This is a genomic window from Rhizobium tropici CIAT 899 (assembly GCF_000330885.1).
GTDB classification, from domain to species: Bacteria; Pseudomonadota; Alphaproteobacteria; order Rhizobiales; family Rhizobiaceae; genus Rhizobium; species Rhizobium tropici.
In genome coordinates, this window is the sequence record NC_020059.1 from 1,304,070 (window position 1) to 1,330,575 (window position 26,506).

At 58.9% G+C, this 26,506-nt stretch carries 27 protein-coding genes; 14 read left to right on the forward strand and 13 right to left on the reverse strand.

The annotated features are described in order from the left end of the window. Window positions 1–55: 55 nt before the first annotated feature. On the reverse strand, window positions 56–1,201 hold the full coding sequence (gene rnd / locus RTCIAT899_RS06320; protein WP_015339406.1) for a ribonuclease D: 1,146 nt from the start codon (window positions 1,199–1,201) through the stop codon (window positions 56–58). A gap of 170 nt (window positions 1,202–1,371) precedes the next feature. Further along, window positions 1,372–2,763 carry a multicopper oxidase family protein gene (locus RTCIAT899_RS06325; RefSeq protein ID WP_015339407.1) on the reverse strand — a complete coding sequence of 464 codons (1,392 nt, stop codon included), beginning with the start codon at window positions 2,761–2,763 and terminating at the stop codon, window positions 1,372–1,374. 315 nt (window positions 2,764–3,078) lie between these two features. Between RTCIAT899_RS06325 and RTCIAT899_RS06330 the strand changes: the two genes are divergently transcribed. Next, a complete protein-coding gene (locus tag RTCIAT899_RS06330; RefSeq protein WP_041677329.1) occupies window positions 3,079–3,516 on the forward strand; it encodes a hypothetical protein in 438 nt (145 codons plus the stop codon). A gap of 561 nt (window positions 3,517–4,077) precedes the next feature. Further along, window positions 4,078–5,868 (forward strand): aspartate--tRNA ligase, encoded by a 1,791-nt coding sequence (gene aspS / locus RTCIAT899_RS06335; protein WP_015339409.1) that lies wholly within the window; start codon window positions 4,078–4,080, stop codon window positions 5,866–5,868. Window positions 5,869–5,944: 76 nt separating this feature from the next. On the opposite strand, the gene RTCIAT899_RS06340 is transcribed toward aspS, so the two are convergent. Next, window positions 5,945–7,114 (reverse strand): serine hydrolase domain-containing protein, encoded by a 1,170-nt coding sequence (locus RTCIAT899_RS06340; RefSeq protein ID WP_015339410.1) that lies wholly within the window; start codon window positions 7,112–7,114, stop codon window positions 5,945–5,947. A gap of 66 nt (window positions 7,115–7,180) precedes the next feature. On the opposite strand from RTCIAT899_RS06340, the gene RTCIAT899_RS06345 reads away from it, so the two are divergent. Next, entirely contained in the window at window positions 7,181–7,843 is a 663-nt protein-coding gene (locus RTCIAT899_RS06345; RefSeq protein WP_015339411.1) for a TetR/AcrR family transcriptional regulator, read from the forward strand. Between the two features lie 60 nt (window positions 7,844–7,903). Here RTCIAT899_RS06345 and RTCIAT899_RS06350 read toward each other — a convergent pair whose 3' ends face one another. Beyond that, complete coding sequence (locus RTCIAT899_RS06350; protein WP_015339412.1) at window positions 7,904–9,091, reverse strand: YdgA family protein; 1,188 nt, start codon at window positions 9,089–9,091, stop codon at window positions 7,904–7,906. A 231-nt stretch (window positions 9,092–9,322) separates the two neighbouring features. Here RTCIAT899_RS06350 and parC point away from each other — a divergent pair, with 231 nt between their 5' ends. Beyond that, entirely contained in the window at window positions 9,323–11,581 is a 2,259-nt protein-coding gene (gene parC / locus RTCIAT899_RS06355) for a DNA topoisomerase IV subunit A (protein ID WP_015339413.1), read from the forward strand. A gap of 110 nt (window positions 11,582–11,691) precedes the next feature. On the opposite strand, the gene RTCIAT899_RS06360 is transcribed toward parC, so the two are convergent. The 6 genes from RTCIAT899_RS06360 to hemB form a co-directional block, all read right to left on the reverse strand. Then, window positions 11,692–12,081 carry a type II toxin-antitoxin system death-on-curing family toxin gene (locus RTCIAT899_RS06360; protein ID WP_015339414.1) on the reverse strand — a complete coding sequence of 130 codons (390 nt, stop codon included), beginning with the start codon at window positions 12,079–12,081 and terminating at the stop codon, window positions 11,692–11,694. Beyond that, window positions 12,078–12,299, reverse strand: a complete 222-nt coding sequence (locus RTCIAT899_RS06365; protein ID WP_015339415.1) for an AbrB/MazE/SpoVT family DNA-binding domain-containing protein — start codon at window positions 12,297–12,299, stop codon at window positions 12,078–12,080. Before RTCIAT899_RS06365 ends, RTCIAT899_RS06360 begins: the two co-directional genes overlap by 4 nt. 50 nt (window positions 12,300–12,349) lie before the next feature. Then, window positions 12,350–13,246 (reverse strand): DMT family transporter, encoded by an 897-nt coding sequence (locus RTCIAT899_RS06370; RefSeq protein WP_015339416.1) that lies wholly within the window; start codon window positions 13,244–13,246, stop codon window positions 12,350–12,352. Beyond that, window positions 13,247–14,026 carry an arginyltransferase gene (locus RTCIAT899_RS06375; protein ID WP_015339417.1) on the reverse strand — a complete coding sequence of 260 codons (780 nt, stop codon included), beginning with the start codon at window positions 14,024–14,026 and terminating at the stop codon, window positions 13,247–13,249. It abuts the gene before it with no gap. A 182-nt stretch (window positions 14,027–14,208) separates the two neighbouring features. Next, complete coding sequence (locus RTCIAT899_RS06380; protein ID WP_015339418.1) at window positions 14,209–14,667, reverse strand: RDD family protein; 459 nt, start codon at window positions 14,665–14,667, stop codon at window positions 14,209–14,211. Between the two features lie 75 nt (window positions 14,668–14,742). Next, entirely contained in the window at window positions 14,743–15,756 is a 1,014-nt protein-coding gene (gene hemB, locus RTCIAT899_RS06385; RefSeq protein ID WP_015339419.1) for a porphobilinogen synthase, read from the reverse strand. 143 nt (window positions 15,757–15,899) lie between these two features. On the opposite strand from hemB, the gene RTCIAT899_RS06390 reads away from it, so the two are divergent. The 8 genes from RTCIAT899_RS06390 to RTCIAT899_RS06425 all read left to right on the forward strand — a co-directional run bounded on the left by RTCIAT899_RS06390 (window position 15,900) and on the right by RTCIAT899_RS06425 (window position 23,733). Then, complete coding sequence (locus RTCIAT899_RS06390) at window positions 15,900–16,340, forward strand: DUF6163 family protein (protein ID WP_015339420.1); 441 nt, start codon at window positions 15,900–15,902, stop codon at window positions 16,338–16,340. Between the two features lie 133 nt (window positions 16,341–16,473). Further along, entirely contained in the window at window positions 16,474–16,989 is a 516-nt protein-coding gene (ldtR, locus tag RTCIAT899_RS06395) for a transcriptional regulator LdtR (RefSeq protein ID WP_041677845.1), read from the forward strand. A 232-nt stretch (window positions 16,990–17,221) separates the two neighbouring features. Continuing rightward, a complete protein-coding gene (locus RTCIAT899_RS31630; RefSeq protein WP_015339422.1) occupies window positions 17,222–18,079 on the forward strand; it encodes a hypothetical protein in 858 nt (285 codons plus the stop codon). A gap of 647 nt (window positions 18,080–18,726) precedes the next feature. Continuing rightward, window positions 18,727–20,040, forward strand: a complete 1,314-nt coding sequence (locus RTCIAT899_RS06405) for a L,D-transpeptidase family protein (RefSeq protein ID WP_015339423.1) — start codon at window positions 18,727–18,729, stop codon at window positions 20,038–20,040. 176 nt (window positions 20,041–20,216) lie between these two features. Next, window positions 20,217–21,515: a serine hydroxymethyltransferase gene (gene glyA, locus RTCIAT899_RS06410; protein WP_015339424.1), complete on the forward strand. Its 1,299-nt coding sequence runs from the start codon at window positions 20,217–20,219 to the stop codon at window positions 21,513–21,515. A gap of 9 nt (window positions 21,516–21,524) precedes the next feature. Continuing rightward, window positions 21,525–22,001: a transcriptional regulator NrdR gene (gene nrdR / locus RTCIAT899_RS06415; protein ID WP_015339425.1), complete on the forward strand. Its 477-nt coding sequence runs from the start codon at window positions 21,525–21,527 to the stop codon at window positions 21,999–22,001. 2 nt (window positions 22,002–22,003) lie between these two features. Further along, complete coding sequence (ribD, locus tag RTCIAT899_RS06420; RefSeq protein WP_041677330.1) at window positions 22,004–23,113, forward strand: bifunctional diaminohydroxyphosphoribosylaminopyrimidine deaminase/5-amino-6-(5-phosphoribosylamino)uracil reductase RibD; 1,110 nt, start codon at window positions 22,004–22,006, stop codon at window positions 23,111–23,113. Continuing rightward, window positions 23,113–23,733, forward strand: coding sequence for a riboflavin synthase (locus RTCIAT899_RS06425; protein ID WP_015339427.1), 621 nt, complete (start codon window positions 23,113–23,115; stop codon window positions 23,731–23,733). The genes ribD and RTCIAT899_RS06425 overlap by 1 nt, the downstream gene beginning before the upstream one ends. Before the next feature lie 47 nt (window positions 23,734–23,780). Here RTCIAT899_RS06425 and RTCIAT899_RS06430 read toward each other — a convergent pair whose 3' ends face one another. From RTCIAT899_RS06430 to RTCIAT899_RS06440, 3 genes are read right to left on the reverse strand one after another with little or no spacing between them, the layout of a single operon-like run. Beyond that, window positions 23,781–24,263, reverse strand: a complete 483-nt coding sequence (locus tag RTCIAT899_RS06430; protein ID WP_015339428.1) for a GNAT family N-acetyltransferase — start codon at window positions 24,261–24,263, stop codon at window positions 23,781–23,783. A gap of 21 nt (window positions 24,264–24,284) precedes the next feature. Next, the gene (locus RTCIAT899_RS06435; RefSeq protein ID WP_015339429.1) at window positions 24,285–24,803 is read right to left on the reverse strand and encodes a GNAT family N-acetyltransferase; all 519 of its coding nucleotides are present in this window, start codon (window positions 24,801–24,803) and stop codon (window positions 24,285–24,287) included. A gap of 37 nt (window positions 24,804–24,840) precedes the next feature. Beyond that, window positions 24,841–25,350, reverse strand: a complete 510-nt coding sequence (locus RTCIAT899_RS06440) for a cupin domain-containing protein (RefSeq protein WP_015339430.1) — start codon at window positions 25,348–25,350, stop codon at window positions 24,841–24,843. Window positions 25,351–25,547: 197 nt separating this feature from the next. On the opposite strand from RTCIAT899_RS06440, the gene ribH reads away from it, so the two are divergent. Both ribH and nusB read left to right on the forward strand, forming a co-directional pair. Continuing rightward, window positions 25,548–26,003: a 6,7-dimethyl-8-ribityllumazine synthase gene (ribH, locus tag RTCIAT899_RS06445; protein WP_015339431.1), complete on the forward strand. Its 456-nt coding sequence runs from the start codon at window positions 25,548–25,550 to the stop codon at window positions 26,001–26,003. A gap of 3 nt (window positions 26,004–26,006) precedes the next feature. Next, window positions 26,007–26,489 (forward strand): transcription antitermination factor NusB, encoded by a 483-nt coding sequence (nusB, locus tag RTCIAT899_RS06450; protein ID WP_015339432.1) that lies wholly within the window; start codon window positions 26,007–26,009, stop codon window positions 26,487–26,489. Window positions 26,490–26,506: the final 17 nt, after the last annotated feature.

Sequence of the window (26,506 nt, forward strand, 5' to 3'; positions counted from 1 at the left end):
CTTGGTCCGCGAATCATACGCAATCGCAAGGCGCCGGGAAAGGAGAATGTCGCGACTAGAGGCTGACGGTTTCGATCCGCTTGCCGACGAAGCGCAGGGCCACCTGGCCCTGGATAAGCTGCAGGGCTGTCTCGCCGAAGAGATCGCGCCGCCAGCCGGTCAGAGCCGCGACATCGGCCTTCTCGCCCTCCGCCGCGATCTTGTCGAGATCGTCGCTGTTGGCGATCACTTTCGGGGCGACGCCATGCTTTTCGGCAATCAGCTTCAATAGCACCTTCAGCAGTTCGGAAGCCGCAGCCGTGCCCTCTGGAGCCTGCTGATGGCGCGGCGGATGCGGCATTTCGGATTTCGGCAGCGCCAGCGCCGTGTTGATCGCTTCAAGCACCGCCGAACCGGCGGCAGAGCGCTCCCAACCCTTCGGGATGGTGCGCAGCCGCGCAAGTGCCTCGGTGTCTTTCGGTTGCTGCTGGGCAATCTCATAGATCGCGTCGTCCTTCAGCACGCGTGCCCGCGGGACGTTGCGTGCGCGGGCCTCGCGCTCGCGCCAGGCGGCCACAAATTTAAGGACGGCCAGCTCCTGCGGTTTGCGCAGCCGCATCTTCAGCCGCTGCCAGGCATCGTCGGGGTGCAGGTCGTAGGTCTCGCGCGCCTCCAGGATCGCCATCTCCTCCTGCAGCCAGGAGGCGCGTCCTTCGCGCTGCAATTGCTCCTTGAGCGAGAGATAGACGTCGCGCAGATGCGTCACGTCGGCAAGCGCATAATCCAGCTGCTTTTCCGAGAGCGGACGCCGGCTCCAGTCGGTGAAGCGCGAGGACTTGTCGATATGGACGTTCTTGATGCGGCTGACGAGCTGGTCGTAGGAAACCGAATCGCCGAAGCCGCAAACCATTGCCGCAACTTGCGTATCGAAGATTGGATGCGGAATGAGGTTGCCGCGATGAAAAATGATTTCGATATCCTGGCGCGCAGCATGAAACACCTTCAAAACCGATGAGTTGGCCATCAGTTCGAAGAACGGCGCGAGATCCAGCCCCTTGGCCAGCGGGTCCACCAGCACTTCGGTGGTGGGGCTTGCCATCTGTATCAAACACAGCTCCGGCCAGAAGGTCGTTTCTCGCAGGAATTCCGTATCGATGGTAATGAATTCCGACTTGGCCAGCTCTTGGCAGGCCGCCTCCAATTGGGCGGTAGTTTCGATCATATCAACACATTCAATGGTAAAATACTTCCTTAACTTCCTTCTCCTTTCAGCCCGATATGTCAATACTTTCGCGGACAAAGCCTTTGTCGCATTTCGCTTTTCACTGAAATTGCCGGGGACTGTGACAGCTTCGACCGAAACTGCCTGCGATCGAGGTGGCTTGCGACCGCCTATGCCACCCGCACGTAACTCGTCATGCCCGTCTTCTGGTGCTCGATGATATGGCAATGCAGCAGCCAATCGCCGGGATTGTCGGCGACGAAGGCCAGCTGCACCTTTTCGTCCGGCTGGATCAGATAGGTATCGGAGACAAAGGGCTGCACCTGCCGAGTCGAAGAGGAGAGGACCGTAAAGCTCATCCCATGCAGGTGGATCGGGTGGCTATGCGGCGTGACATTTTCCATGTCGATGACATAGCTCTTGCCGAGTTTGAGCTCGGCAAGCGGCGCCGTGGGATCGGGGGTGTCACCCGGCCACGGTACCTTGTTGATGGCCCAGAAGCTGTAGCCGAGCGAGCCGCATATGCTGTTGTCAGCGGTGTTCTCTGCCGTCGAGCTCAGGATCAGCGGAATATGGGTAGCGGAACCGAGGTCTGCCTTCTGCACGGGATTATCTTCGAGCGGCGCCAGATCGCGCACGTCGCGCTTCAATGATGCGCCGACGGCGCGCAGCGTCGCCAGTGCTTTCGGATTGGTGCCCTTGATGTCCTCGAGCTTGACGACCGCGCCTTCGCTGTCGGGCATGCGCACGGCAAGCTCCAGCCGTTGCCCCGGCCCAAGCTGCAACAGATCGAGCGGAAAGCGCTGCGGCACGGGATTGCCGTCGATGGCGATCACCGTCGCCTCGGCGCCGTCCATGCGGAAGGAATAGATGCGCGTGACATCGGTAATGGCAATACGCAGCCGCACGAGCCCGCCGGAAGGCGCGTCATATTGCGGCTCTTGCTGCCAGTTGGCGGTCCGGACGGTGCCGTAGGTGCCGGATTTTGCCGCATCGCGCGGCCTGAATTGCGCAATAAACTGTCCGTCTCCCCCCAGGCGCCAGTCGCGCAGATTGAGCACAACTTCCGAATCGAAGGTAGGATCCTTGGGATTTTCCACCACGATGACGCCGGTCATGCCGTGGCCCATCTGCTCCAGCGTATTGCAATGCGGATGATACCAGAAAGTACCGGCATCCGGGGGCGTAAAGGCATAATCGAAATGATCGCCGGTATAGACATAGGGCTGGGTGAGGAACGGCACACCGTCCATATTGTTGGGGAGCCGGATGCCGTGCCAATGAATGGTCGTCGGATCGTCTATGCCGTTGATCAGCCGCGCGGCGAAGGGTTGGCCCTTCTTCATGCGCACCACCGGCGGCATGCCTGCCTCGCCATAGGTCAGCACGCTTTTCGTCATGCCACCATCAGTCAGATTGGCTTCGATCTTGGCGGTTTTCAGCCTGAGTGGCTCAGCTGCCACCGCCTTGCCCGCGAACTTCCCGGCAATGCCAAGGCCTACCCCATAGGCGCCGGCAACGGCTGAAGCTTTGAGCAGATTGCGGCGTGTAAGGATCGGCATGTTATGCTCCGGGGCGACGATATAACGATGCCTGTTTAAAGTTGACTAGAGCGTTCAGCAATAGCATTGAGGTCATCAAACTGCTGCGTAGACTACTTATGGTATGCAATCTTGGAGTATAATTAAAATCTAAAGTTGAAAACAGATGGTAGATTTTGTGTGTCTCGAAGCACCGTTAGTTATAGATGCTGGTGGCAGTGCGCCTGCAGAAAGGTAAGAGTCGCTGGGTTGGCGAGCATTGCAAAATCAGTGCTCCTAAACGCATTTCTCGAATGGTATAGTCGATGTATTGGGTGGCAATATTTGGAGGTGCAGATGTCAAAATCTATCGAAATCTGTCTATCGATTATCGTTGTCTTGGTATTAGCCTCGAACGTTGCTCAATCTGCTGATGTAAAAAAAGATACAAGTGGGCCGCACTACTTTCATCAGGATGATAAAAATCAGTTCGTTGATGTTTATGTGCATCAAGACGATCGGATCACAATCAAGGTCAGTAACGGTCGCCCTTTGAGACCGATGTGGATCAATCTACACGCAGTCTATAGGCAGGGCACGTCCGTTATCACGCACGTAGATTATCATGTTTACTGCAAGTCTCCCGTTGGACATGGCGCTGAGAATTGGTTCGAGTTCCACACTCCGGGAGCCAATCAGGCTAGCTCGGTTGAACTCAGCAGCAATAAAGAAAAGCCATGGAAATCGCCGGCTGATGGATGGACGGTCGGCATCAGCACGGACGGAACTTTTTAGGGGGCAAGGCTATGCTTGCGGCGCTCGCTGGCGCAAAACATCTATCCCGAAAGGACCGCTCCATGCGTCGGGGTATGAAATCGCAAAGTGACAGTAACACTCGATGGCATGTAAGACGATGCCCGTCGAGCTGAGTAACAATAGGGAGTGATCTCGTTATGTGAGGGTTTTCCGAGTCCTCTCTCTTACTCGGCGAACGGAAGCAGTAGTTTCACTGGTCCAGCTATCGAGATGCGGGCGTTGCGTCGTTCACAAAGGCCCGGCGCAATTTCTAAGCCATTGAAATTGCAAGAGCGGTGGATCTGGTTCTTGTTCAGTCTAGTTCAATAGCCATGCGTCCCCACCTACCCCCTCTCTTGCAAAAACTAAGACTTAGAAGAGGGGCGAGCCCTCATCTAAGCCTAAGTTTTTGCTTTCTCGCCCGCCGGGGGCGAGATAGAAGCGGTGTTCGAGCCTTGACAAATCGGGCGTGCCATGCGCTTTTCCGCCCGATTTTCTCGTCGGCGGGCGAGGGGTTTGCGTGTCCTTTCGCCGCTGCCCGCCAAGTCCAGGATATATACTATGCATCTCTATCGCAGCCACACATGCGCCGCCCTGCGCAAGTCCGACGTCGGTTCGACTGTCCGTATCTCCGGCTGGGTCCATCGCGTCCGAGATCATGGCGGTGTGCTGTTCATCGACCTGCGCGATCACTACGGCATCACCCAGGTCGTTGCCGACCCTGATTCTCCGGCCTTCAAGCTCGCCGAAACCGTTCGCGGCGAGTGGGTCATCCGCATCGACGGCTTGGTCAAGGCCCGTACGGAAGACACCGTCAACAAGAACATGCCGACCGGCGAGATCGAGCTTTACGCTCAGGAGATCGAAGTGCTCTCCGCCGCCAAGGAACTGCCGCTTCCCGTCTTCGGCGAGCCCGACTATCCGGAAGACGTGCGTCTCAAGTATCGCTTCCTCGATCTGCGTCGGGAAACGCTGCACCGGAACATCGTCAAGCGCACGCAGGTCATCTCGTCGATGCGCCGCCACATGGGCGAAGTCGGTTTCACTGAATACACGACCCCGATCCTGACGGCCTCGTCGCCGGAAGGCGCGCGCGACTTCCTCGTGCCGAGCCGTATCCATCCCGGCACCTTCTACGCGCTGCCGCAGGCGCCGCAGCAGTACAAACAGCTGCTGATGGTTGCCGGCTTCGACCGCTACTTCCAGATCGCTCCGTGCTTCCGCGATGAAGACCCGCGCGCCGATCGCCTGCCGGGAGAATTCTACCAGCTCGACCTCGAAATGAGCTTCGTGACGCAGGAAGACGTCTGGAACACCATGGGTCCGCTGATGACCCAGGTGTTCGAAGAGTTTGCCGACGGCAAGCCGGTCACCAAGGAATGGCCGCGCATCCCCTATGACGTTGCCATCCGCAAGTATGGCTCCGACAAGCCGGACCTGCGCAACCCGATCGTCATGGAAGCCGTCACCGAGCATTTTGCCGGTTCCGGCTTCAAGGTCTTCGCCAACATGATCGCCTCCAACCCGAAGGTCGAAGTCTGGGCAATTCCGGCCAAGACCGGCGGTTCGCGCGCCTTCTGCGATCGAATGAATGCCTGGGCGCAGAGCCAGGGCCAGCCCGGCCTCGGCTACATCTTCTGGCGCAAGGAAGGCGAAAAGCTTGAAGGCGCAGGCCCGCTTGCCAAGAACATCGGCGAAGAGCGCACGGATGCGATCCGCACCCAGCTCGGCCTCGATGACGGCGATGCCTGCTTCTTCGTCGCCGGCGATCCCTCCAAGTTCTACAAGTTTGCCGGCGAGGCCCGCACCCGGGCTGGCGAAGAGCTGAACCTGGTCGATCGCGACCGTTTCGAGCTGTGCTGGATCGTCGACTTCCCGTTCTTCGAATGGAGCGAGGAAGAAAAGAAGGTCGATTTCGCCCACAACCCGTTCTCGATGCCGCAGGGCGGCCTTGAGGCGCTGCAGAACCAGGATCCCCTCACGATCAAGGCGTTCCAGTACGACGCGGTCTGCAACGGCTTCGAAATCGCTTCGGGCTCGATCCGTAACCAGTCGCCAGAAACCATGGTCGCCGCCTTCGAAAAGGTCGGCCTCAGCCAGACCGACGTCGAAGAGCGCTTCGGCGGCCTTTACCGCGCCTTCCAGTATGGCGCGCCTCCGCACGGCGGCGCTGCCTTCGGTATCGACCGCATCGTCATGCTGCTGGTCGGCGCCAAGAACTTGCGCGAGATCTCGCTGTTCCCGATGAACCAGCAGGCGCAGGATCTGCTGATGGGCGCTCCCTCGGCCGCAACGCCGACGCAGCTGCGCGAACTGGCGATCCGCCCGGTGCCGCCGGTCAAGAAGGACTGAGTCCTCCAAGGTTAATCAAAATGCAAAACCCGGCGACCGAAAATCGCCGGGTTTTTGTTTGGGACGCTGATCTCAATCAAATCGCGGCATAGACCGCTTTCGCCAGATCCGTCGTAAACTGGCCCCACATGCCCTCAAGGGTCGTATTGGTCAGGGCGACCACCGTCAGGCCCTTTTCGGCGTCGACAAACCAGCTATGCCCATAGACGCCGCCCCATTTGATCGTGCCAGCCGAGAAGGGGACCTGCGCGACCACGGGATCGAGAACAACGGACCAGCCGTAGCCGAACCCGAAGCCCGCTTGTTGCGCCTGCATATGCCCGCCCGCCTGATCGGCCATCATGGTATTCACCGTATCGGCCGATAGCAGCGGTGCTCCACCCTTTCTGATCGTGTCCAGAATGGCGAGGATGTCGCTTGCCGTTCCGGCCATACCGGCGCCGCCGGAGTGGTAGGAAGCGGGATCGAATATCCTGTCGGGTGCAAAGCGGATCGTGCCGTCGAAGATTGGAACGAGCGCCTCGTCGCCCATCCGTTGCGGCTCGGGAGCATCATTCACATAGGCGGCTGCCAGGCGGCTGCGGTCGCGCACGTAAAAGCCCGTGTCGGAAAGGCCGAGCGGCTTCATGACAAGCTCTGCAACCGCATCGCCGAGCGGGCCGCCGGTTTCCTTCTCGATGATGCCGCCAAGGACATCGATCGCCAGGGAATACTGCCAGCTTTCACCAGGTGCAAAGAGAAGGGGGGCGCTTGCGAGGCGCTGGAGGTTGTCAGCCAATGATCGGCCTGGAGTGTCCAGCCCGTCGGATACGCCAGCCTTGTGATAGGGGCCGTCCTGCGCCTCGGCGAATGTGTAGCCCAATCCTGAGGTGTGCGTAAGGAGGTGCCGGATGCGGATCACGGCTTCGCCGCCATCAGGCAGACGCGGCCGGAAATCCGGCAGCCATTTGGTGATTGGATCGTCGAGCCCGATACGGCCCTGTTCGACGAGCCGCATGGCGGTAATAGTGACGATCGGCTTGGTAACGGAGGCGAGGCGGAAGATGGCATCTTCCCGCATGGCCACCCTGTTTTCCCGGTCCGCCAGACCGGCGGCGCGGGTGTAGACCAATTCGCCGTCTTGAGCGATCAGAACGACGGTTCCGACCAGCTTTTTGTCCGCGAGGGCGGAATCGATTGCAGCATCGACGCCTTCAGCAAGGCTGCCGTCACCGAGAGGAACGGAATTTTCCAGGGGAAGACTCATGGGGCAAAACCTTATATAATCACAATGACCATTCCTGAATAAACCAAGTCGGGAAATAATTCTAGAGTGACCATTGTGAAAAATATTGAAGAGAAGGACAATTCGTCACCGCGCAAGCGTGGGCGCCCGCCCGCTTTCGATCGCGAAACGGTTCTTGCCGCGGCGCGGGATACTTTCTGGCAGCATGGCTATGACGGTTCCTCGATTGCCGATCTGACGGCGGCGATGGGTATTACGCCGCAAAGTCTCTATGCCGCCTTCGGTTCGAAGGCCGAGCTCTATCGCGAGACGCTCGATCAATATCGGCGCATGCCCCGTCCGGAACCCGGCAATCCCTTTCAGGACAAGTTGGATACCGTGACTGCGTTCGAGCGCTTTCTGACGAACTCCGCCAGGATCTTCACGGCGCCGGAGCATCCAAAGGGCTGCATGATATCGACGGCGGTGCTGAATTGCGCGGAGGAGAATGAGCCGATCGCCCATCATGTCGCATCGATGCGCCTGCAGACGCTGGATATCTTCACCGCCCGGATTGAACGCGGCATCGCGGAAGGCGATATCCGGCCTGACGCCGATCCTCGGTCGCTGGCGCGCTTTCTCGGTGCGATCGTGCAGGGCATGTCCGTTCAGGCCCGCGACGGTGCGACCACGGAGGAATTGCTTGCCCTGATGTCCCATGCGCTTAACGAGCTTAGGACGTATCAGCTTCTGAAAGCCTCCGAGCTTTGAGGCAAAGGAAAACCCGGCGACCGAGATCGCCGGGTTTTGGATGGTTCAAAGAGCGGCTGCTCAGTCGTTCGAGGAAACCTTGAGGCCGATGACCTGCGGTATCGTTTGCGGTGCGCCCATGGCGGCACCGATGATCATCGGCACTGGCACCGGCTTGCCGGGGGCAGCGGTAACTGTCAGGCTCTTCGGATTGTCGAGATAAGTGCTGACCGCTGCGGAGACGGCATTCTGCAGCTCCGGAATGTTAAGCTGCGCCATCATGATCGGCGTCATTGCCTTCAGCGTGTCGGCGAGCTGCTTGCCCGTGACGCCCTGCTGCTTGCCGGCGAAATCGAGCGCGCGTGCGGTGATCGAGGCATCGTCGAAGCGGATCGCAGCGCTATTGAAGGTGAGCTGCTGCAGCAGGCCAAGCATGGCGAGGCCGGCGGACTGCTGTGCTTCCTGCTGGTTCGGATTGGAGCGAACCGTCTTCAGCGCATCCTGCAGCGACTTGGCGAAGGCGGGCGTGTAGCCAGAAATGCTGAAGGCGAGGTTCAGCTTGCCGATGTCCCTGAAGTCGAAGGAATATTCGCTGATGTTGATGGTGCCGGGTCCCATGTCCCAGCTGCCCTTCATGGAGACAGTGCCGTCGATCTGCTGCAGCTTCAGCGCCTCGATGGCTTCCTTGGTCTTCGCATCGTCGACTTTGCTGAGATCGGCCTTGATGCCGTTGATCTTGGCATCGAAATCGAGGCCAGACTTGTCGTCGCGCTTCTTCGTATTGGCGTCTGCGCCCTCGATCGAGAACACCTCGACATCGTCCTTGGTCACGGACACGGCACCTGCATGGGCGCTCTTGTAGTAGAATAGCGAGCTTAGGTCGCCCTTGCTCGCGTCGGCCGGGATCTCGACACCGGTCAACTTGAGGTCGGTGGCGGAAACAGAGGCGCCGTCCTTGTTGAAGTCGACATCGGCAAAATCGATTTCCTCGATCGTATAGCCGCCGTTGTTTTCCTCGACGCCATCAAGGGTGATGTCGCCGAGCGGAATGCTGTCCTCCATGCCGGCTGCCTTGAAGCTTGCACCCTTCAGCGTCACCGTGCCGCCGTCGACATCGATGCCGGTAGTTGCAATCGAACCGCCCTGCTGGCCGTAGAGATCGTTGATCTTTTTCAGCAGATCATTGCCGTCGAGCGCGAAAGCGGAGCTGGCGAAAGACATGATGGCGGCGCTGCAAAGCATCAGCCGCGTGGTCCGATAGAAAGTCATTATGGCGTTTCCTCTTTAAGCCGGTGGTATAGGCATGGGCATACAGATTGGGCGTGTGCTGGGCTGACTTATATTGATCTTTCTCTGAGAATCCAATGACAATGAATGTTGAAGGCAGGCGCAGCAAAAATGTATCGGTCGCCATCTCGCAAGAGAGCTGAAACGCCTTCATCCACAGGTGCTTTCCACCGATTTCTTGCCCGGAATCGCCATCTCTTATAGTCAAGAGCCATGGGAAAAAATCTGACTCCGCCGCCCGGTGACGGCGACGACAATATCCTTCCGGTCGATCTGAAGGCCGCGCTCGAAGAGCGTTACCTGGCCTATGCCTTGTCGACGATTACGCAACGCGCGCTTCCGGACGTTCGTGACGGGCTGAAGCCGGTGCATCGCCGCATCGTCTATGCGATGAGCGAGATGGGGCTGCGCCCCAATGCCGCGTTCCGCAAATGCGCCAAGATCGTCGGCGAGGTGATGGGTAACTATCACCCGCATGGCGACCAATCGATTTATGATGCGCTGGCCCGTCTCGCTCAGGATTTCTCGCAGCGCTACACACTGGTCAACGGCCAAGGCAATTTCGGCAATATCGATGGCGATAGCCCGGCCGCGATGCGTTACACCGAATCCAAGATGACGGCGGTTTCCGAACTGCTGCTCGAGGGTATCGATCAGGACGCGGTCGATTTCCGCGACACCTATGACGAGTCGAATTCTGAACCGATCGTTCTGCCTGGAGCTTTTCCCAATCTGCTCGCCAACGGCTCTTCCGGCATCGCTGTCGGCATGGCGACCTCCATCCCGCCGCACAATGCTCACGAGCTTTGCGACGCCGCCTTGCATCTGATCAAGGATCGCGATGCGACGGTCGAAAAGCTGGTGGAGCTGTATATTCCAGGTCCCGACTTTCCAACCGGTGGCATCATTATCGATGATCGCCAGAGCATTATAGAAAGTTACAAGACCGGCCGTGGCGGCTTCCGTGTCCGGTCCAAATGGGAGATCGAGGATCTCGGCCGTGGCGGCTACCAGATCGTTGTCACCGAAATTCCGTTCCAGGTTCAGAAGTCGCGGCTGATCGAAAAGATCGCCGAACTGCTGCTGGCGCGCAAACTGCCGCTGCTCGAGGACATCCGCGACGAATCCGCTGAGGATATCCGCGTCGTTCTCGTGCCGAAAAGCCGCACCGTCGACGCGACGATCCTGATGGAATCGATGTTCAAGTTGACCGAGCTTGAGAGCCGTTTCCCGCTCAATATGAACGTTCTGTCCATGGGCCGTATCCCCAGGGTCATGGCCCTGAACGAGGTGTTGAAGGAATGGCTGGATCATCGCCGCGAAGTCTTGCTGCGCCGCTCCCGCTTCCGCCTGGCGGCCATCGAAAAGCGGCTCGAAATTCTCGGCGGCTTGCTGGTCGCCTATCTCAACATCGATGAGGTCATTGCCATCATCCGTGAGGAGGATGAGCCGAAGCCCGTCATGATGGAGCGGTTCGGCCTCACGGACAATCAGGTCGAGGCGATCCTCAACATGCGGCTGCGCTCCTTGCGCAAGCTGGAAGAGTTCGAGATCCGCAAGGAATTCGATGGCCTGACAAAGGAGAAGGCCGATATCGAGGCGCTGCTGGCTTCGGAAGAAAAGCAGTGGCAGACCGTTGCCTGGGAAATCGGCGAGGTGAAGAAGAAATTCGCCAAGGCCACCGAGATCGGTCGCCGCCGCACGCAGTTTGCCGAAGCGCCCGAAGCCGATGATGAGGCTATCCAGCAGGCGATGATCGAGAAGGAGCCGATTACCGTCGTCGTTTCGGAAAAGGGGTGGATCCGCGCCCTCAAGGGCCACATTTCCGATACGTCCTCGCTGACCTTCAAGGAAGGCGATGGTCTTAAGGTTGCCTTCCCGGCGCAGACGACGGACAAGATCCTCATCATCACGACGGGCGGCAAGGCCTATACGCTCGGCGGCGACAAGCTGCCCGGTGGCCGAGGCCATGGCGAACCGCTGCGCATCATGATCGACATGGAAAACGATCAGGATGTGCTGACCGCCTTCGTCCACGATCCCCAGCGCAAGCAGATGATCGCATCGACGGCGGGCAACGGCTTCATCGTTGCCGAGGCGGAGCTGGTCGCCAATACCCGCAAGGGCAAGCAGATCATGAACGTCTCCTATCCCGACGAGACCAAGCTTCTCGTCCCGATATCAGGCGATCACGTTGCCGTGGTCGGCGAGAATCGCAAGATGCTCATCTTCCCGCTCGCGCAGGTGCCGGAAATGTCACGCGGTAAGGGCGTGCGCCTTCAGAAATACAAGGATGGCGGCATCGCCGATGTCAGGTGCTTCGCGATTGTCGATGGCCTGACATGGGAAGACAGTGCCGGCCGCACCTTCACCAAGACCAAGGACGAGTTGGTGGAATGGCTGGGCGACCGCGCCGGCGCCGGCCGCGCCGTGCCGAAGGGCTTCCCCAGAAGCGGCAGGTTTTCTGGGTGAGGAGCGGTCGGACAAAGCTTGAGCAATCGACCCAGCGGGTCGATTGCAGCGACGAATGCCCTTAGCTCTAGCGAAGGGCCGGGGGTGTTGCGGCTAAGGGGTAGCTGTCATCAGGCCAGCGGAACGCTGAAATCTTTCAGGAATTGAGTCGCACCTATTTCATCGATTTCCCCGGCCGCGACACCCAATACAAACGTCACGATCATCCCATCGTCGGCTTCAATCAGATAGCCATTGATGTAGAGAAATGTGAACGCTGCCAGGTAACCAGTTCTTTTGTTCCCGTCGGAAAAAGGATGGTTCCGCACTAGGCCATAAAGATAAGCGGCGGCCAGAGCGAATACGTCATTTTCGCCATAGGCAGCCTTGTTGAGCGGACGGGCCAACGCCGCTTCCAAAGCATTTTCATCCTTTAAACCCGGCAAGCCACCATGCTCGGCGAGTTGTTCCTCGTGCATGATCTCGATGGCTTCGCGGGAGAGCCATTTGTATTCGGTCACTTTGCAAGTTCACGCAGAGCGGCACGATATTTCTGCATGCCAAGCCGCGCAGCTCGCAGTTGTTCGGCAAGATCGGCGCGCTCCGGAACCAACTCGATATTGCCGTTCACTTCGCGTATCTCCAGTGCATCGCCGCTCTTCAAACCAAGCTTCTGGAGAACTTCCTTCGGAATAATCACGCCCTCGGAATTGCCGATTTTGCGGATGGTGACGTTCATGCCTTAGCTCCAATGTGATAACCTGGTTATAACATCGGAAGAGGACCACTTCAATGCGCAAGGCTCTGTGCGGTGATTGCTGCTCTGGCTTTCACCCGGGCTTGCCATAGCGAGTGAGCGGCCAGTGCCAGGATGAGGATCGCGCCACCGGCAAGCGTCATATTGGTCGGCGCCTCGGAAAAGATCAGCCAGACCCAGATCGGCGCGAGAATCGTTTCCAGCAGATAGAACATTGCCACTTCCGGCGCCGAAAGAAAACGCGTGCCCGTCGCAAGGCACCAGAAGGAAAGCGGCATCAGCACAGCGCCGTCGAAAAGGATCCAGCCCGGATGATCGATGGAAAAGCCCGAGGGCATCATATGATAGAGCCCGACTGCCGCCGGAATGACGGCCGCCAGCAAGGAAGCAAAACCCATGTCCCGGCCCGAGGCGCGACTGATCGTGATGGCGCAGGCGATGGAAAGCGATGCGAGCACAGAAAGCGCGTCGCCAAGCAGATGGCCGCCCTCCATACCATCTCCCACGATCAGACCAACCCCGAGGATCATGACAGCCATGGTAACTAATGTGGAAAGGGCAGGGCGCTCCTTGAGGAAGATCCACGAGAGCAGGGCGGTGAACATCGGGTTGAGGGCGATGATGAAGACCACATTTGCCGCCTTGGTATAATAGACGGCGAGAAGGAAGGTGATGGTGGTCAGCCCGTAGAAGAAGCCAACCGGAATTCCGAGCCAGCCCGGCAGCACAGTTTGCAACGAGCCCGTGACCCGACGGATGACGAAAAGGGCGGCCAGCGCCACGACGATGGTCGCAAGGCTGCGAGCCGACAGCACCGACCAGACTTCACCGCTGGAAAGCCGTATCAGCGGGATATCCATCGACAGCGCCAGACCGCCGAGCGTCGTCAGCAGCAGGCCCTTCTTATGGTCCGAGAGATGGGAAAACATTCAGCGGAAGGTATCTTTGTCGCCGTCGGCTGCGGGGTCGAAACGTTCCCAGCCGCGCGGCGTCAGATGTTCCTGCGGCTGAAAGCGGGTCTTGTAGTCCATCTTGCGCGAACCCTTAACCCAATAGCCGAGATAGACATGCGGCAACCCCAGCGTCTTCGTCCGCTTGATATGATCGAGGATCATGAAGGTGCCGAGTGATCGCTCGTCGAGATCGGGATTGAAATAGGAATAGACCATGGACAGCCCGTCGCTCATCACATCGGTCAGAGCCGCGGCCAGCAGTTCACCCTTCGGACGCTGCTCCAGCCCTGAACCTTCCTCGCGGCGGCGATACTCGATGATGCGCGTGTTCACATGCGTGTCCTCGACCATGATCGCATAGTCGAGCACGGTCATGTCGGACATGCCGCCTTGCTGATGACGATAGTCGAGATAGCGGCGGAAGAGCCAATATTGCTCGCTGGAGGGCTGCGCCGGAAATTCGGTGGCGATGATATCGCTGTTGGCCGTCAGCACCCGTTTCATCGACCGGGTGGGCTCGAACTCCTGCGCCAGGATGCGGACCGATATGCAGGCCCGGCACGATTCGCAGGCGGGACGATAGGCGATGTTCTGAGAACGCCTGAAGCCGCCCTGCGTCAGGATATCGTTCATCTCGGCAGCACGAGGCCCCACAAGGTGCGTGAAGACCTTGCGCTCCATCTCATGCGGCAGGTACGGGCAGGAAGCCGGTGCCGTCAGATAAAACTGCGGAGAAGGCGTCGACTGCGTGTTCATCTGCCGTTGATTGACCTTTCTTTCGGCACCCGTTTTCTACAAGCATGGCCCAAGTTTAGAAAACGTCAACTACGTCCTTCGCTAAAGATCGAAGTTTCCTAATTGACCATGCACAGAAATATCTCCCGCGCGCCAGTGGCTCCGCAGGAGATCCGTGCGGTGTCCCAAGATTATGCGTCGTTTTAGGCCGTTCGAGCGATGACGGTGCCGAGCAGCAGGTCATGCACAAGCCGGCTGCGGTCGGTAAAGAGACCCACCAGCAGGATAAGCGGCGTCAGGACGGAATTCAGGATCCAGAACAGTGCGAGATGGACGATCGCCGTCAGGAAATCCATGCGCCGGCCGTCGACACGAACCATGGTGAGACCCATGGCGCGCATGCCGAGCGAAGCCTGGTAGGGACCGCCGAGCGTCCAGCCGAAATAGAGGCCCGCAACGAGAACGAACAGCACCGGATAAAGGAAGAAGCCGAGCCCCAGCGTCAGGATCGAAACGAAAAACAGAAGCACAGCCGCGGGAATGCACAGCAGCGCGACGATGATGTAATCGACGATGAGCGCAAAGATGCGCCGGCTCAGCACGCCACTATAGGCGCGCCAGTCGTCCGGTGCTGCATAGAGCGGGCTGGGGTTTAGGCTCATTGTTTTCCTCCTTGGGAAACATTTGCCGAACATATGGTATCAGGTGCGGCAAATACAATAAGCCGGCAGCCCGAGCTATTTCTTCGCAAGATGTCGCGCCACATCGACAGCAAAATAAGTGAGGATGCCGTCGCAGCCAGCGCGCTTGAAGGCGAGCAGGGTTTCGAGCATCACGCGATCACCATCGATCCAGTCGTTGGCGGCGGCCGCCTTGATCATCGCGTATTCGCCGGAGACCTGATAGGCGAAGGTCGGAAGGCCGAACGCCTCTTTCAGCCGCCAGCAGATGTCGAGATAGGGCAGGCCGGGCTTGACCATCAGCATGTCGGCACCTTCCTCGACGTCGAGCGTGGCGTCGCGCACGGCTTCGGTGCCGTTCGCCGGATCGATGTAATAGGTCTTCTTGTCGCCCTTCAGCAGGCCGCCGGTCGAAATCGCCTCGCGGTAGGGACCATAGAAGGCCGAGCTGAATTTCGTCGCGTAGCTCATGATGCCGACGCTCTGGTGTCCGGCTGCATCGAGCGCCTGGCGGATCGCGCCGATGCGCCCGTCCATCATTTCCGAGGGCGCGATGATATCGGCGCCGGCATCCGCCTGGTAGACCGCGGCACGCGCCACCTGTTCGACCGTTTCATCATTGACGATTTCATTGCCGCGCAGGATGCCGTCATGGCCGTGGCTGGTGAAAGGGTCGAGCGCGACGTCTGTGATGACGCCAATGTTCGGCACGGCCTTCTTGATTGCGGCGGTAGCGAGATTGATGAGATTGTTCTTCTCGAGGCTGTTGGAGCCGGTCTCGTCGCGCAGCTCCATTTCGATGTTGGGGAAGGTGGCAAGCGCGGGGATGCCGAGATCGGCCGCTTCCTTTGCCGCTTCTACCGCCATGTCCACGGTCATGCGGTTGACGCCGGGCATGGCAGGGATCGGCTCGACGATGCCGGTGCCCGGGATCACGAAGATCGGCCAGATGAGATCGTCGACCGTCAGCCGGTTTTCCTGCACGAGACGGCGTGTCCAATCGGCCTTGCGGTTACGCCGCACGCGCCGATGACCGGTAATCTCGTCAACGAGATGCGTCTTGTTCTCCATGATGCCGCCATCCTTCTTCGTCTATTTATGGCATTCTATATTGGGGGCGTACCTATCACGCCGTCCCCAGGATTCAAAACCAGGCGAAAGGCCGCAGCCATTATATTCTGGCGAGGCACGTGCCTCCTACGTATTGTTCGCGCATGGAACCTGATTCTTCGACCGTACCCAAGAATACGCTGACGGACATCCTGTTCGTGCTGTTCCTGCGGCTGATCGCGATCGCCTGCTTTTGGCTCGGCCTGCAATATTGGGCCATGCTGGTCGGCTACTCGCTGGATGGCCATGCGCGCTTCGATCTGCTCGCTCTCCCTTGGAAGGTCGCGGGCGCCGGGCTTGCGGTGGTTTTCCCGGTCGCAGCCCTCGGATTGTGGCTTACTGTCTCCTGGGGGCCGGTCATGTGGGTGGTGGCGGCAGGTGGGCAGGCACTGATGTATGGCGTATGGCCGGAGATATTTGGATCCAATCCGCTGATCATGGTCTTGCATGCCTGCGTCGCCGTGATTTATTGCCTTTTCCGCATCCTGCTATGGCAGGAAAAACGCCGGCGCCGTCAGCAGCAGGTAATGGTTGATTTACCCTGAGACAGCAACACGTCCTGGTAAGGTGCTGTTAAGCCTGCAGTTTAAGTAGAATTTTATGTGTATTCGATAGGGTCTCACTCAAGGCGGGAAGAAAACGACACCGCCAAACAAAACAGAGTGAGGCCAAGTCATGATGAACACGAAAATCAAGCCGCAGGCAGTTGCAAACGCTCGGGATCAGCAGGTTGATGACATCCGGGCTCTCTACATGGAATCCCTTCACCTGGTCGAGCGTCTGCACCGTCGCCTGCTTGATGTTATCAAGGACGAGTTCGACCGTCAGGGTCGCGACGACGTCAACGCCGTCCAGGCGCTGCTCCTTTTCAATATCGGCAACTCCGAGCTGACGGCCGGCGAACTGCGCTCGCGCGGTTTCTACCTCGGCTCCAACGTTTCCTACAACGTCAAGAAGCTGGTCGACCTCGGCTTCATCAACCATCAGCGCTCGCGCATCGACCGCCGCTCGGTCCGCATCAGCCTGACGGAAACCGGCCAGGATATCGCCGAAACCGTTGCCAAGCTCTATGAGCGCCACATCGGCTCGATCGACAAGGTCGGCGGCATCGGCACCGATGAATTCACCCAGATGAACAAGCTCCTGCAGCGCCTCGACCGCTTCTGGAACGACAGCATCGCCTACCGCATGTAATCTACCAAGCTGGCGTTCCCTCCGGCTTTTTAGAAACTCGAGACTGACACAAACGGGTGTAGCGAGGCGAGAGAAGACGCCACGTTGCGCCCGTTTGTGCATGAACTGGGCGCGAGAGCATTGTAGGCCCCTTGTCACACGACAGGGTAGACCAAGACGTATGCGTTAGCACGGCTGGCTTGTAAGTCTTCCTCGAGTTGCTAAACATAGCATTCCGCAAAAGAGGTTTGAGATGATTGGAAAAGTGGACAAGAAGCGATGTTTCGTCGTTGGCCCGATTGGCGATGACGACAGTGATGATCGAATACACGCGGATTGGTTGCTTGAAGAAATCATACTGCCCGTTTTCAATGAGCATTTCCCAGAGTATAGCGTGCAGCGCGCGGATAAGATTTCCAATCCTGGACAGATAAACACGCAGGTCATAACTGCCCTACTGGAAGCGGAGATCGTTATTGCAGATCTCACAACGCTTAATCCCAATGCTTTCTACGAGATCGGCATACGTCACACCATTCAGAAGCCCATTATTCATATGCACATCGAAGGCCAGAGAATTCCATTCGATATTGCGCCATTCAGGTCGATAAAATTTTCACGGCGGCGACCTGTCGATATTCGCGCCGCTCGCGCGGCTTTGCTTGAATACGCGAAGGAAGCGACGGACGAGGCGCATGTCATCGACAATCCAGTGACGTTCTCACGGGGCAAGCTTCAATTTGAAAAAAACGCGACGCCTTCTGAAAAGATTGCTCAGGAACAGATGGAGTATTTGGGCAATCGTCTTGATTTGATTGAAATGCAGCTAGGAAATTCCCCCCTTCTCGGCGGATACCGTGATCACAGAAGGAAGGCTAGGTCGATTGCCTTGGAGATTCGAGCCCGTCAAGATACCTCATTGGAGCAACTAAAGAGCTTCATCGACACGGTATTATTGAATAGATTTCCCGACGCCATCATGATGGAAAATAACGGGAACAACTTTGTTTTCTTTGTGCCGGACACCGACCAAAGCCGTCAGCGGATCGAGACTCTAAAAAATGATTCCGCGCTTGCGGCTTTCGCGGTCGACATTTCCGTGAGCTATTAGGAGAATTTTCCACAATAGGGCTTAACGTTCGTTACTAATTGCCTAGCCGTAAAGGTCGCACAACGTGCTGCGAATGGACCCGCAAATCGGTTCTCGACCACTTCTAGAACGATTAAATCCTCCATCGCCTGTAAGTGAGTGGCAGGGATTGATCTTGCGACCTTCAAGTCAAAGCAAGCTGGACACGTTCCCTGCGTGTCCGGCTTGAACGCATTGCCGGCCCGATCGTTGTGCGCTTTTTGCCACGTCCGCGCTTCACCTTCCATCCCATGTAACGTCCCGGACGGCTAAGCCATTGACGCCGGATCAGGACACGCTATGAACCACGCGCAGCTGTGGTATTTTAGCAAAAGCAGTTTGGCTTTTCTTTCGCACTCGTGCGGCAAAGCAAGTTTCATGCCGGGAGACACGAATTGGCCATATTGCTATGACAGCGGAAATCGACTGCAGGCAGCGTTCTCGAAATACGATCTTCCGACCTGAAGGTCTTGGCTTCGCGATATTGTGATAGTTCGTGGCCAAGTTTTTGGTGGTGCATTAAGGGAACGGATTGATACTGAGCGGCGTTACTTGGCGCGAGCTTGCGCTATTTACTGCTTCCTCTCTTGGCTGCGCATGATTGGATCGCAGCGTTGAACGGTTAGGATATGTCGAAGAAAAACGGAATTGGACCCTTTTCGCGCCGCTCTTTCCTGCGGTCGGCTGCAACTCTTGGCGCTGCCGCACTGGCCGCTCCGGCCCTTGCGCAAAACGCAACTCCGCTTGAGGCGTTGATCAACGATCGCTCCCGTGGCAATTGGGACGACCAGTTCGACGCCAAGGCTGCGGCGCGCACCGCTGCCGCCGTCCAGTCGAACGCGCCAATCCTCGGGCCAGATTCCGTACCGAACATTCAGCAGGCGATCGCGCAATATCAGAACATTGCCGCCAACGGCGGATGGCCGCAGATCAATCCGACAAGCCAGCAGGCGCTGCAGCTCGGTGCGACCGATCCGGCCGTACAGTCGCTGCGCCAGCATTTGATGATTACCGGCGACCTGCCGCGTGAGGCTGGTATATCTTCTGCCTTCGACTCCTATGTCGACGGTGCGGTCAAGCGTTTCCAGGCCCGTCACGGACTGCCGGCAGATGGCGTCCTCGGCGATTTCACGCTGAAGGCGATGAACATCCCCGCCAATGTCCGCCTGCAGCAGCTCAACACCAATCTCGTCCGCCTCCAGACGTTCCCGTCCGACCTCGGCCGCCGTCACGTCATGGTCAATATCCCGGCGACACGTGTCGAAGCCGTCGAGGACGGTCAGGTGGCGCTGCGCCACCAGGCGATCGTCGGCCGGGAATCGCGGCCGACGCATATCATCAATTCAAAGATCTACGAGGTCATCCTCAACCCGTACTGGACGGCGCCGCGCTCCATCGTCGTCAAGGACATCGTGCCCTTGATGCGCAAGGATCCGACCTACCTGACGAAGAACAACATTCGTCTTATTGACGGCAAGGGCCAGGAAGTGGCACCCGAGACGATCGACTGGAATTCGGACAAGGCGCCGGACCTGATGTTCCGTCAGGACCCGGGCAAGACCAACGCCATGGCGTCCACGAAGATCAACTTCTATAATCCGAACAACGAATATATGCACGACACGCCCGAGCAGGGCCTGTTCAACAAGCTGATGCGTTTCGACAGCTCGGGCTGCGTGCGCGTTCAGAACGTGCGTGACCTCGCGACCTGGCTGTTGGCCGAAACGCCCGGCTGGCCGCGTCAGCACATCGAGCAGGTCATTTCCACCCGCGTCAACACGCCGATCAAGCTGGCGACCGAAGTGCCTGTCTATTTCGTCTATATTTCGGCCTGGAGCGCCCGCGACGGTATCGTCCAGTTCCGCGACGATATCTATAATCTGGACGGCAATTCCCAGTTGGCGCTCAATACGACCCAGGGCATGGAACAGCCGGTTCAATAATCGGCGTTCTTGGAGCCAATCCGTTTAAAAAGCCGCGTCCTCGATGCGGCTTTTTTGTTAGGAAGCACTGCTCTGCGTAGTTTGCCCAGCAAATGTCGCTGGTCGTATTGCTCTCCGGCGACCCTGACGCTAATACCGTTTGCATTGCCCTTCCGGCCCGTTCAGGAGCTTTCACGATGACCAACGCGTCCACCGAACCCTTCTTCAATCGCTCGCTTGCCGATACCGATCCGGAAATCTTTGGTGCGATCGGCAAGGAACTCGGTCGCCAGCGGCACGAAATCGAATTGATCGCCTCGGAAAACATCGTCTCGCGCGCCGTGCTGGAAGCGCAGGGCTCGATCATGACCAACAAATATGCCGAGGGATATCCGGGCAAGCGCTATTATGGCGGCTGCCAGTATGTCGATATCGCCGAGGAGCTTGCCATCGAGCGCGCCAAGAAGCTGTTCGGCGTCAATTTCGCCAACGTCCAGCCGAATTCCGGTTCGCAGATGAACCAGGCCGTGTTCCTGGCGCTCTTGCAGCCCGGTGACACCTTCATGGGTCTCGACCTGAATTCGGGCGGTCACCTGACGCATGGTTCGCCGGTCAACATGTCCGGCAAGTGGTTCAACGTCGTATCCTACGGCGTGCGCGAAGGCGACAACCTGCTCGATATGGACGAAGTGCAGCGCAAGGCCGAGGAAACCAAGCCGAAGCTCATCATCGCCGGCGGCACGGCCTATTCCCGCATCTGGGACTGGAAGCGCTTCCGCGAGATCGCCGACAGCGTCGGCGCCTATCTGATGGTCGACATGGCTCATATCGCCGGGCTCGTTGCCGGCGGCCAGCATCCGTCGCCGTTCCCGCATTGCCATGTTGCCACCACGACCACGCACAAGTCGCTGCGCGGCCCGCGCGGCGGCATGATCCTCACCAACGACGAGGATCTGGCGAAGAAGTTCAACTCGGCCGTCTTCCCCGGCCTCCAGGGTGGCCCGCTGATGCATGTCATCGCCGCCAAAGCGGTTGCGCTCGGTGAAGCGCTACAGCCGGAGTTCAAGGACTACGCGGCCCAGATCGTCAAGAACGCCAAGGCGCTTGCCGAAACGCTGATCTCCGGCGGCGTCGATGTCGTCTCCGGCGGCACGGACAACCACCTCATGCTGGTCGATCTGCGCAAGAAGAATGCCACGGGCAAGCGCGCTGAGGCCGCACTCGGCCGCGCCTACGTCACCTGCAACAAGAACGGCATTCCCTTCGACCCCGAGAAGCCCTTCGTCACGTCAGGCGTTCGCCTCGGCACGCCGGCCGGTACGACGCGCGGCTTCAAGGAAGCCGAATTCCGTGAAATCGGCAATCTGATCATCGAAGTGCTCGATGGCTTGAAGGTCGCCAATTCCGACGAAGGCAATGCTGCCGTCGAGGCTGCCGTGCGCGAGAAAGTGGTCAAGCTCACCGACCGCTTCCCGATGTACGGCTATATGGGCTAAGGAGAGCGCATGCGCTGCCCTTACTGCGGCTCAGAAGACACCCAGGTCAAGGACTCGCGCCCGGCGGAGGACAACACGTCCATCCGCCGTCGGCGCATTTGTCCGGATTGCGGCGGCCGCTTCACCACTTTCGAGCGCGTGCAGCTGCGCGAGCTCATGGTTATCAAGAAGACGGGCCGCAAGGTGCCGTTCGATCGCGACAAGCTGGTGCGCTCTTTCGAGATCGCGCTGCGCAAGCGCCCGGTCGATCGGGACCGGATCGAGCGGGCCGTATCGGGCATCGTGCGCCGCCTCGAAAGCTCCGGCGAGACCGAAATCAGCTCCGAGCAGATCGGTCTGCAGGTGCTGGAAGCGCTGAAGAGCCTCGATGACGTCGCCTTTGTGCGCTACGCCTCCGTCTACCGCGATTTTTCGCATGCGGAGGATTTCGAGCACGTGATTGACGAAATCAACGCCAAGATCGCTCGCGATCCGCTGGACCCTTGACCATGGCGCTGCGGCCCGAGGACGAGAATTTCATGGCCGCGGCCATCCGTCTGTCGCGCCAGCATCTGGGGTTGACTTCCACCAATCCATCCGTCGGCTGCCTTATCGTCAAGGATGGCGTGATCATCGGCAGCGGTGTGACCGCGCTTGGCGGGCGCCCGCATGCCGAGCCTCAGGCGCTGGCCGAGGCAGGTGAGGGGGCCAGAGGTGCCACCGCCTACGTGACGCTTGAGCCTTGCTCGCACTACGGCAAGACGCCGCCATGCGCCGAGGCGCTGATCGCTTACGGCGTGGCACGCGTCGTCATCAGTGTCACCGATCCCGACCAGCGCGTCTCCGGACGCGGCATCACCATGCTGCGCGAGGCCGGCATTGAGGTCGATACCGGTGTTCTGGAGATGGAAGGCAGGCGATCTCTCGCGGGCTATCTCATGCGCCAGACGAGAAACCGGCCCTATGTGACTCTCAAGCTTGCGATTTCCGCCGATGGCATGATCGGCAAGACGGGCGCGGGCCAGGTTTGCATCACCGGCGATGCCGCACGCGCTGAGGTCCAGATGCTGCGGGCCGAAAGCGATGCCATTCTTGTTGGCATAGGTACGGCGATAGCAGATGATCCGGAATTGACCTGTCGGATCCCCGGTATGGAGGATCGCACGCCGCTACGCATCGTCATTGACGACGAGCTGCAGCTCCCCCTTGGCAGCAAGCTGGTCCGCACGGCCCGGCAATATCCGGTGATCGCGGTCGCCGGCCATCCGCCGCCGTTTGACGAGAATACCGACGCCGCATTCCTCGGACGCCGCGCAGCGCTGGATGCCGCCGGCGTCGAGGTCTTGCAATCCAATTCGAGCGAGCCGGGCGAGCTACTGGAGGCATTGGGCACCCGTGGTATCTCGTCGCTGCTGGTGGAGGGAGGCGCCAAGACGGCACGGCGCTTCCTCGATGCTGGAATGGTCGACCGCATCCTGCTGTTTCAAGGTCCTGCCGAGATCGGCGAGGGTGGTATTGAATCGCCGGTTCTGAAATCCAATATCCCAGCTGATTTTATTCATGTTGGCCAGAGCCGCTTCGGCGACGATCTCTGCGACGAATACGAAAGAGGTTTTTGATGTTTACCGGAATCATCACCGACGTTGGCACGGTCGAATCCATTTCCCCGTTGAAGGAAGGCATCAAGCTGCGCGTCGCCACCAATTACGATCCGGCCACGATCGACATGGGCGCATCTATCTCGCACGCCGGCGTCTGCCTGACGGTTACGGGTCTGCCTGAACAGGGCAGCAACGGACGATGGTTCGAGGTCGAGGCCTGGGAAGAGGCGCTGCGGCTTACGACCATCGGCACCTGGGAAGCTGGCGCCAAGATCAATCTTGAACGCTCGCTGAAGATCGGCGACGAACTCGGCGGCCACATCGTGTCCGGCCATATCGACGGCAAGGCGGAAATCCTGTCGGTGACATCAGAGGGTGAGGCCACGCGCTTCCGTCTGCGCGCGCCGGAACATCTTGCCAGGTTCGTCGCGCCGAAGGGTTCGGTCGCGCTCGACGGCACCTCGCTGACCGTCAATGCCGTCGAGGGTACGGAGTTCGACGTGCTGCTGATCCGCCATTCCCTGGAGGTCACGACCTGGGGCGAGCGCAAGGCTGGCGACTTCGTCAATTTCGAAGTCGATACCATGGCACGCTACGCCGCTCGTCTGGCAGAATTCCCCGCGGTCCGCGAATCCTGAGTTCCCTAAGCTCGCCGCAAGAAGGCGTCGATCGGCGCCTTTCCGGCCTACGCAAGTGTCTTTTCCATACGAAAATTCGACAATATCTGGCCGCGCTTTTCCACCTGCTGCGCGGTCAGGACGATAAAGCCTCTGCTCTCGAAGAAGGGGCGGGCGGTCAGGCTTGCTTCGGTGAAAATCCGTTGCAAGCCCTGTTCGCGAGCGGCTCTTTCGACCGTCTCTAGTAAAAGGCTGGCGACGCCCTTTCCCTGATAATCCGGCGAAACGAACATCATATCCAGGCAGCCATCCGATTTTAGGTCGGTAAAGCCGATGGGTGTAGAACCATCGACAGCAAGCCAGGTCGGCCGGCTTGCCCGATACTGCGCCCAAACTTCGGCATCATCGATCTTTGCCCAGGCGGCAACCTGCTCCGGACTGTAGTCTTTCGATGCGACCTCACGAACAGCCCGCAGGAAAATCTCGATCGTGGCTCGGGCGTCGTTTGGTTCGTAGCGTTTGACAGAAAACCTTTTCTGCGAAACCGGCACGATGGTTCACCCCTGCAACGGCTAACGTTCGAAGATGGCGTTGGATCTGTCCTTGAGCATGAGCTCATCGATACGTCGGAAGCCGATCTTTTCGGCAACCCGCAACGACGGTAGGTTCTCAACGTCTACGATGCAGGTCATGCGCCGTCCTGCGAACTGTTTGTCCGCCCAGGCAATGGCGGCGTTCATGGCCTCTGTTGCATAGCCCTTGCCCTGCATCGGTGGCGTGATGCCCCAGCCGGCTTCCAGTGTGCCTTCCGTCATCGGCGTCATGTCACGATGCAGGTCGAGGAATCCCACCTCGCCGATCAACCGGCCGCTTTGGCGTTCCTCCACAGCAAAGAAGCCGAAGCCGAGATGATGCCATAGGCCGGCATAGCGCAGCAGGCGGGCCCAAACCTGCTCGCGTGTCGGCATCTCGCCGCCGATGAAGCGGACGATCTCCTTGTGTTTCCAGAGCTCGAGGAATTCGTCGAAATCATCAAGCGTATGGCCGCGCAGCAGAAGCCGGTCGGTCGTCAGTGTCGGTATATGGGTCATCGGATTAAATCTTTGCTGAAAATGGTTTTGGTGATGGTCAGTCGTTCGAGGCACCGGGCTCGCCGTCCCAGTAGTCGAGGTTGGTGGCAGCGGCGCGGCCGATGGCACGGAACGCCGTCTTGCCGTCGCTATAGGTTTTGGCCAGGAACTTGCCGGAATCGGGATATTCCACGATCTCGGTTCGAGCCTTGGTGGAAATGGCGAGGTAGGTGAGCACGCCGGGGCCGATATTGATCAGCTGATGGGCCGTTTCCGGGCCGCCGGCCGGCGCGCCCAGTACATCGCCCTTGCTGACCGCGATGCGCTGGCCGCCGAAACGATATTCGCCTTCGCCGTCGAGAATGACGAACATCTCCTCCTCGACGTGATGATTGTGAAACGGGCAGCCGGATTTGCCCGGAGGTACTTCGTTGTAGCTGATGCCGAGCTGCTTCAGCCCGAGCTTCGCCCCGAAGGAGGTGTCGCTGCCGGCAAAGAAGCTGCCTTGCTGCCAGTGCTCCAGCTCGAGTTCGCCGACATTGACGGCGGGTGCGGATTTCTTCGTCATGAACCTCCCCCTTGCAGGCTTCAAATTATTATCGAAGCGGTTGCGTGTGCGGAAGCCACAATTTCCGCGGTGCGCCGATCATTTCCAAATAGGGTCGGAATCGGCGCAGACCATTGAAAAACACTTGCCAAGCGAGGCCCGCCGTGGTTTGACCCGGCCTAACAAGGTGCCGCGCCCTCTCAAATCGCAGGTGATGTATGACCAGCTCTTCCAATGCTCACATCCTTATCGTCGAAGCCCGCTTCTATGACGATATGGCCGATGCCCTGCTCGATGGCGCCAAGGCCGCTCTCGACGAGGCTGGCGCGACCTACGATATCGTGACTGTGCCCGGCGCACTGGAGATCCCGGCAGCGATTGCAATGGCGCTTGATGGGGGCGACAATGGCAACGTTGTTTATGACGGCTACGTCGCTCTCGGCATGGTCATCCGTGGCGAGACATATCATTTCGATATCGTTGCCAATGAATCCTCGCGGGCGCTGATGGATCTGGCCGTCAGCGAATCCCTCGCGATCGGCAATGGTATCCTCACCGTCGAAAACGATGAGCAGGCATGGGCGCGTGTGCGCCGTTCGGACAAGGACAAGGGCGGTTTTGCCGCCCGTGCGGCGCTGACCATGATCGCGCTGAAAGAGAAGTTGGGTGCATAATACATGAGCAATCAGGATAACGAGCGACCGGCCAAGCCCGCCAATCAGCGAGGTGCCGCACGTCTAGCGGCGGTTCAGGCGCTCTATCAGATGGATATCGGCGGAACCGGCGTTCTGGAGGTGGTGGCTGAATACGAGGCGCACCGCCTGGGGCAGGAGCTGGATGGCGAGACCTATCTGAAGGCCGATGCATCCTGGTTCCGCTCTATCGTATCAGGTGTCGTGCGTGAGCAGACGCGACTTGATCCGCTGATCGGCTCCGCGCTTCAGGACGACTGGGCACTGTCGCGTCTCGACAGCACAGTGCGCGCCATCCTGCGCGCCGGCACCTTCGAGCTTATCGACCGCAAGGACGTGCCGGTCCCGGTCATCGTCACCGAATATGTAGAGATCGCGCATGCCTTCTTCGAGGAGGACGAGCCGAAGCTCGTGAATGCCGTGCTCGACCGAATCGCCAAGCAGATTCGCGGCGAAGCGAAGAAATAAAACCGCGCCGGACGCTC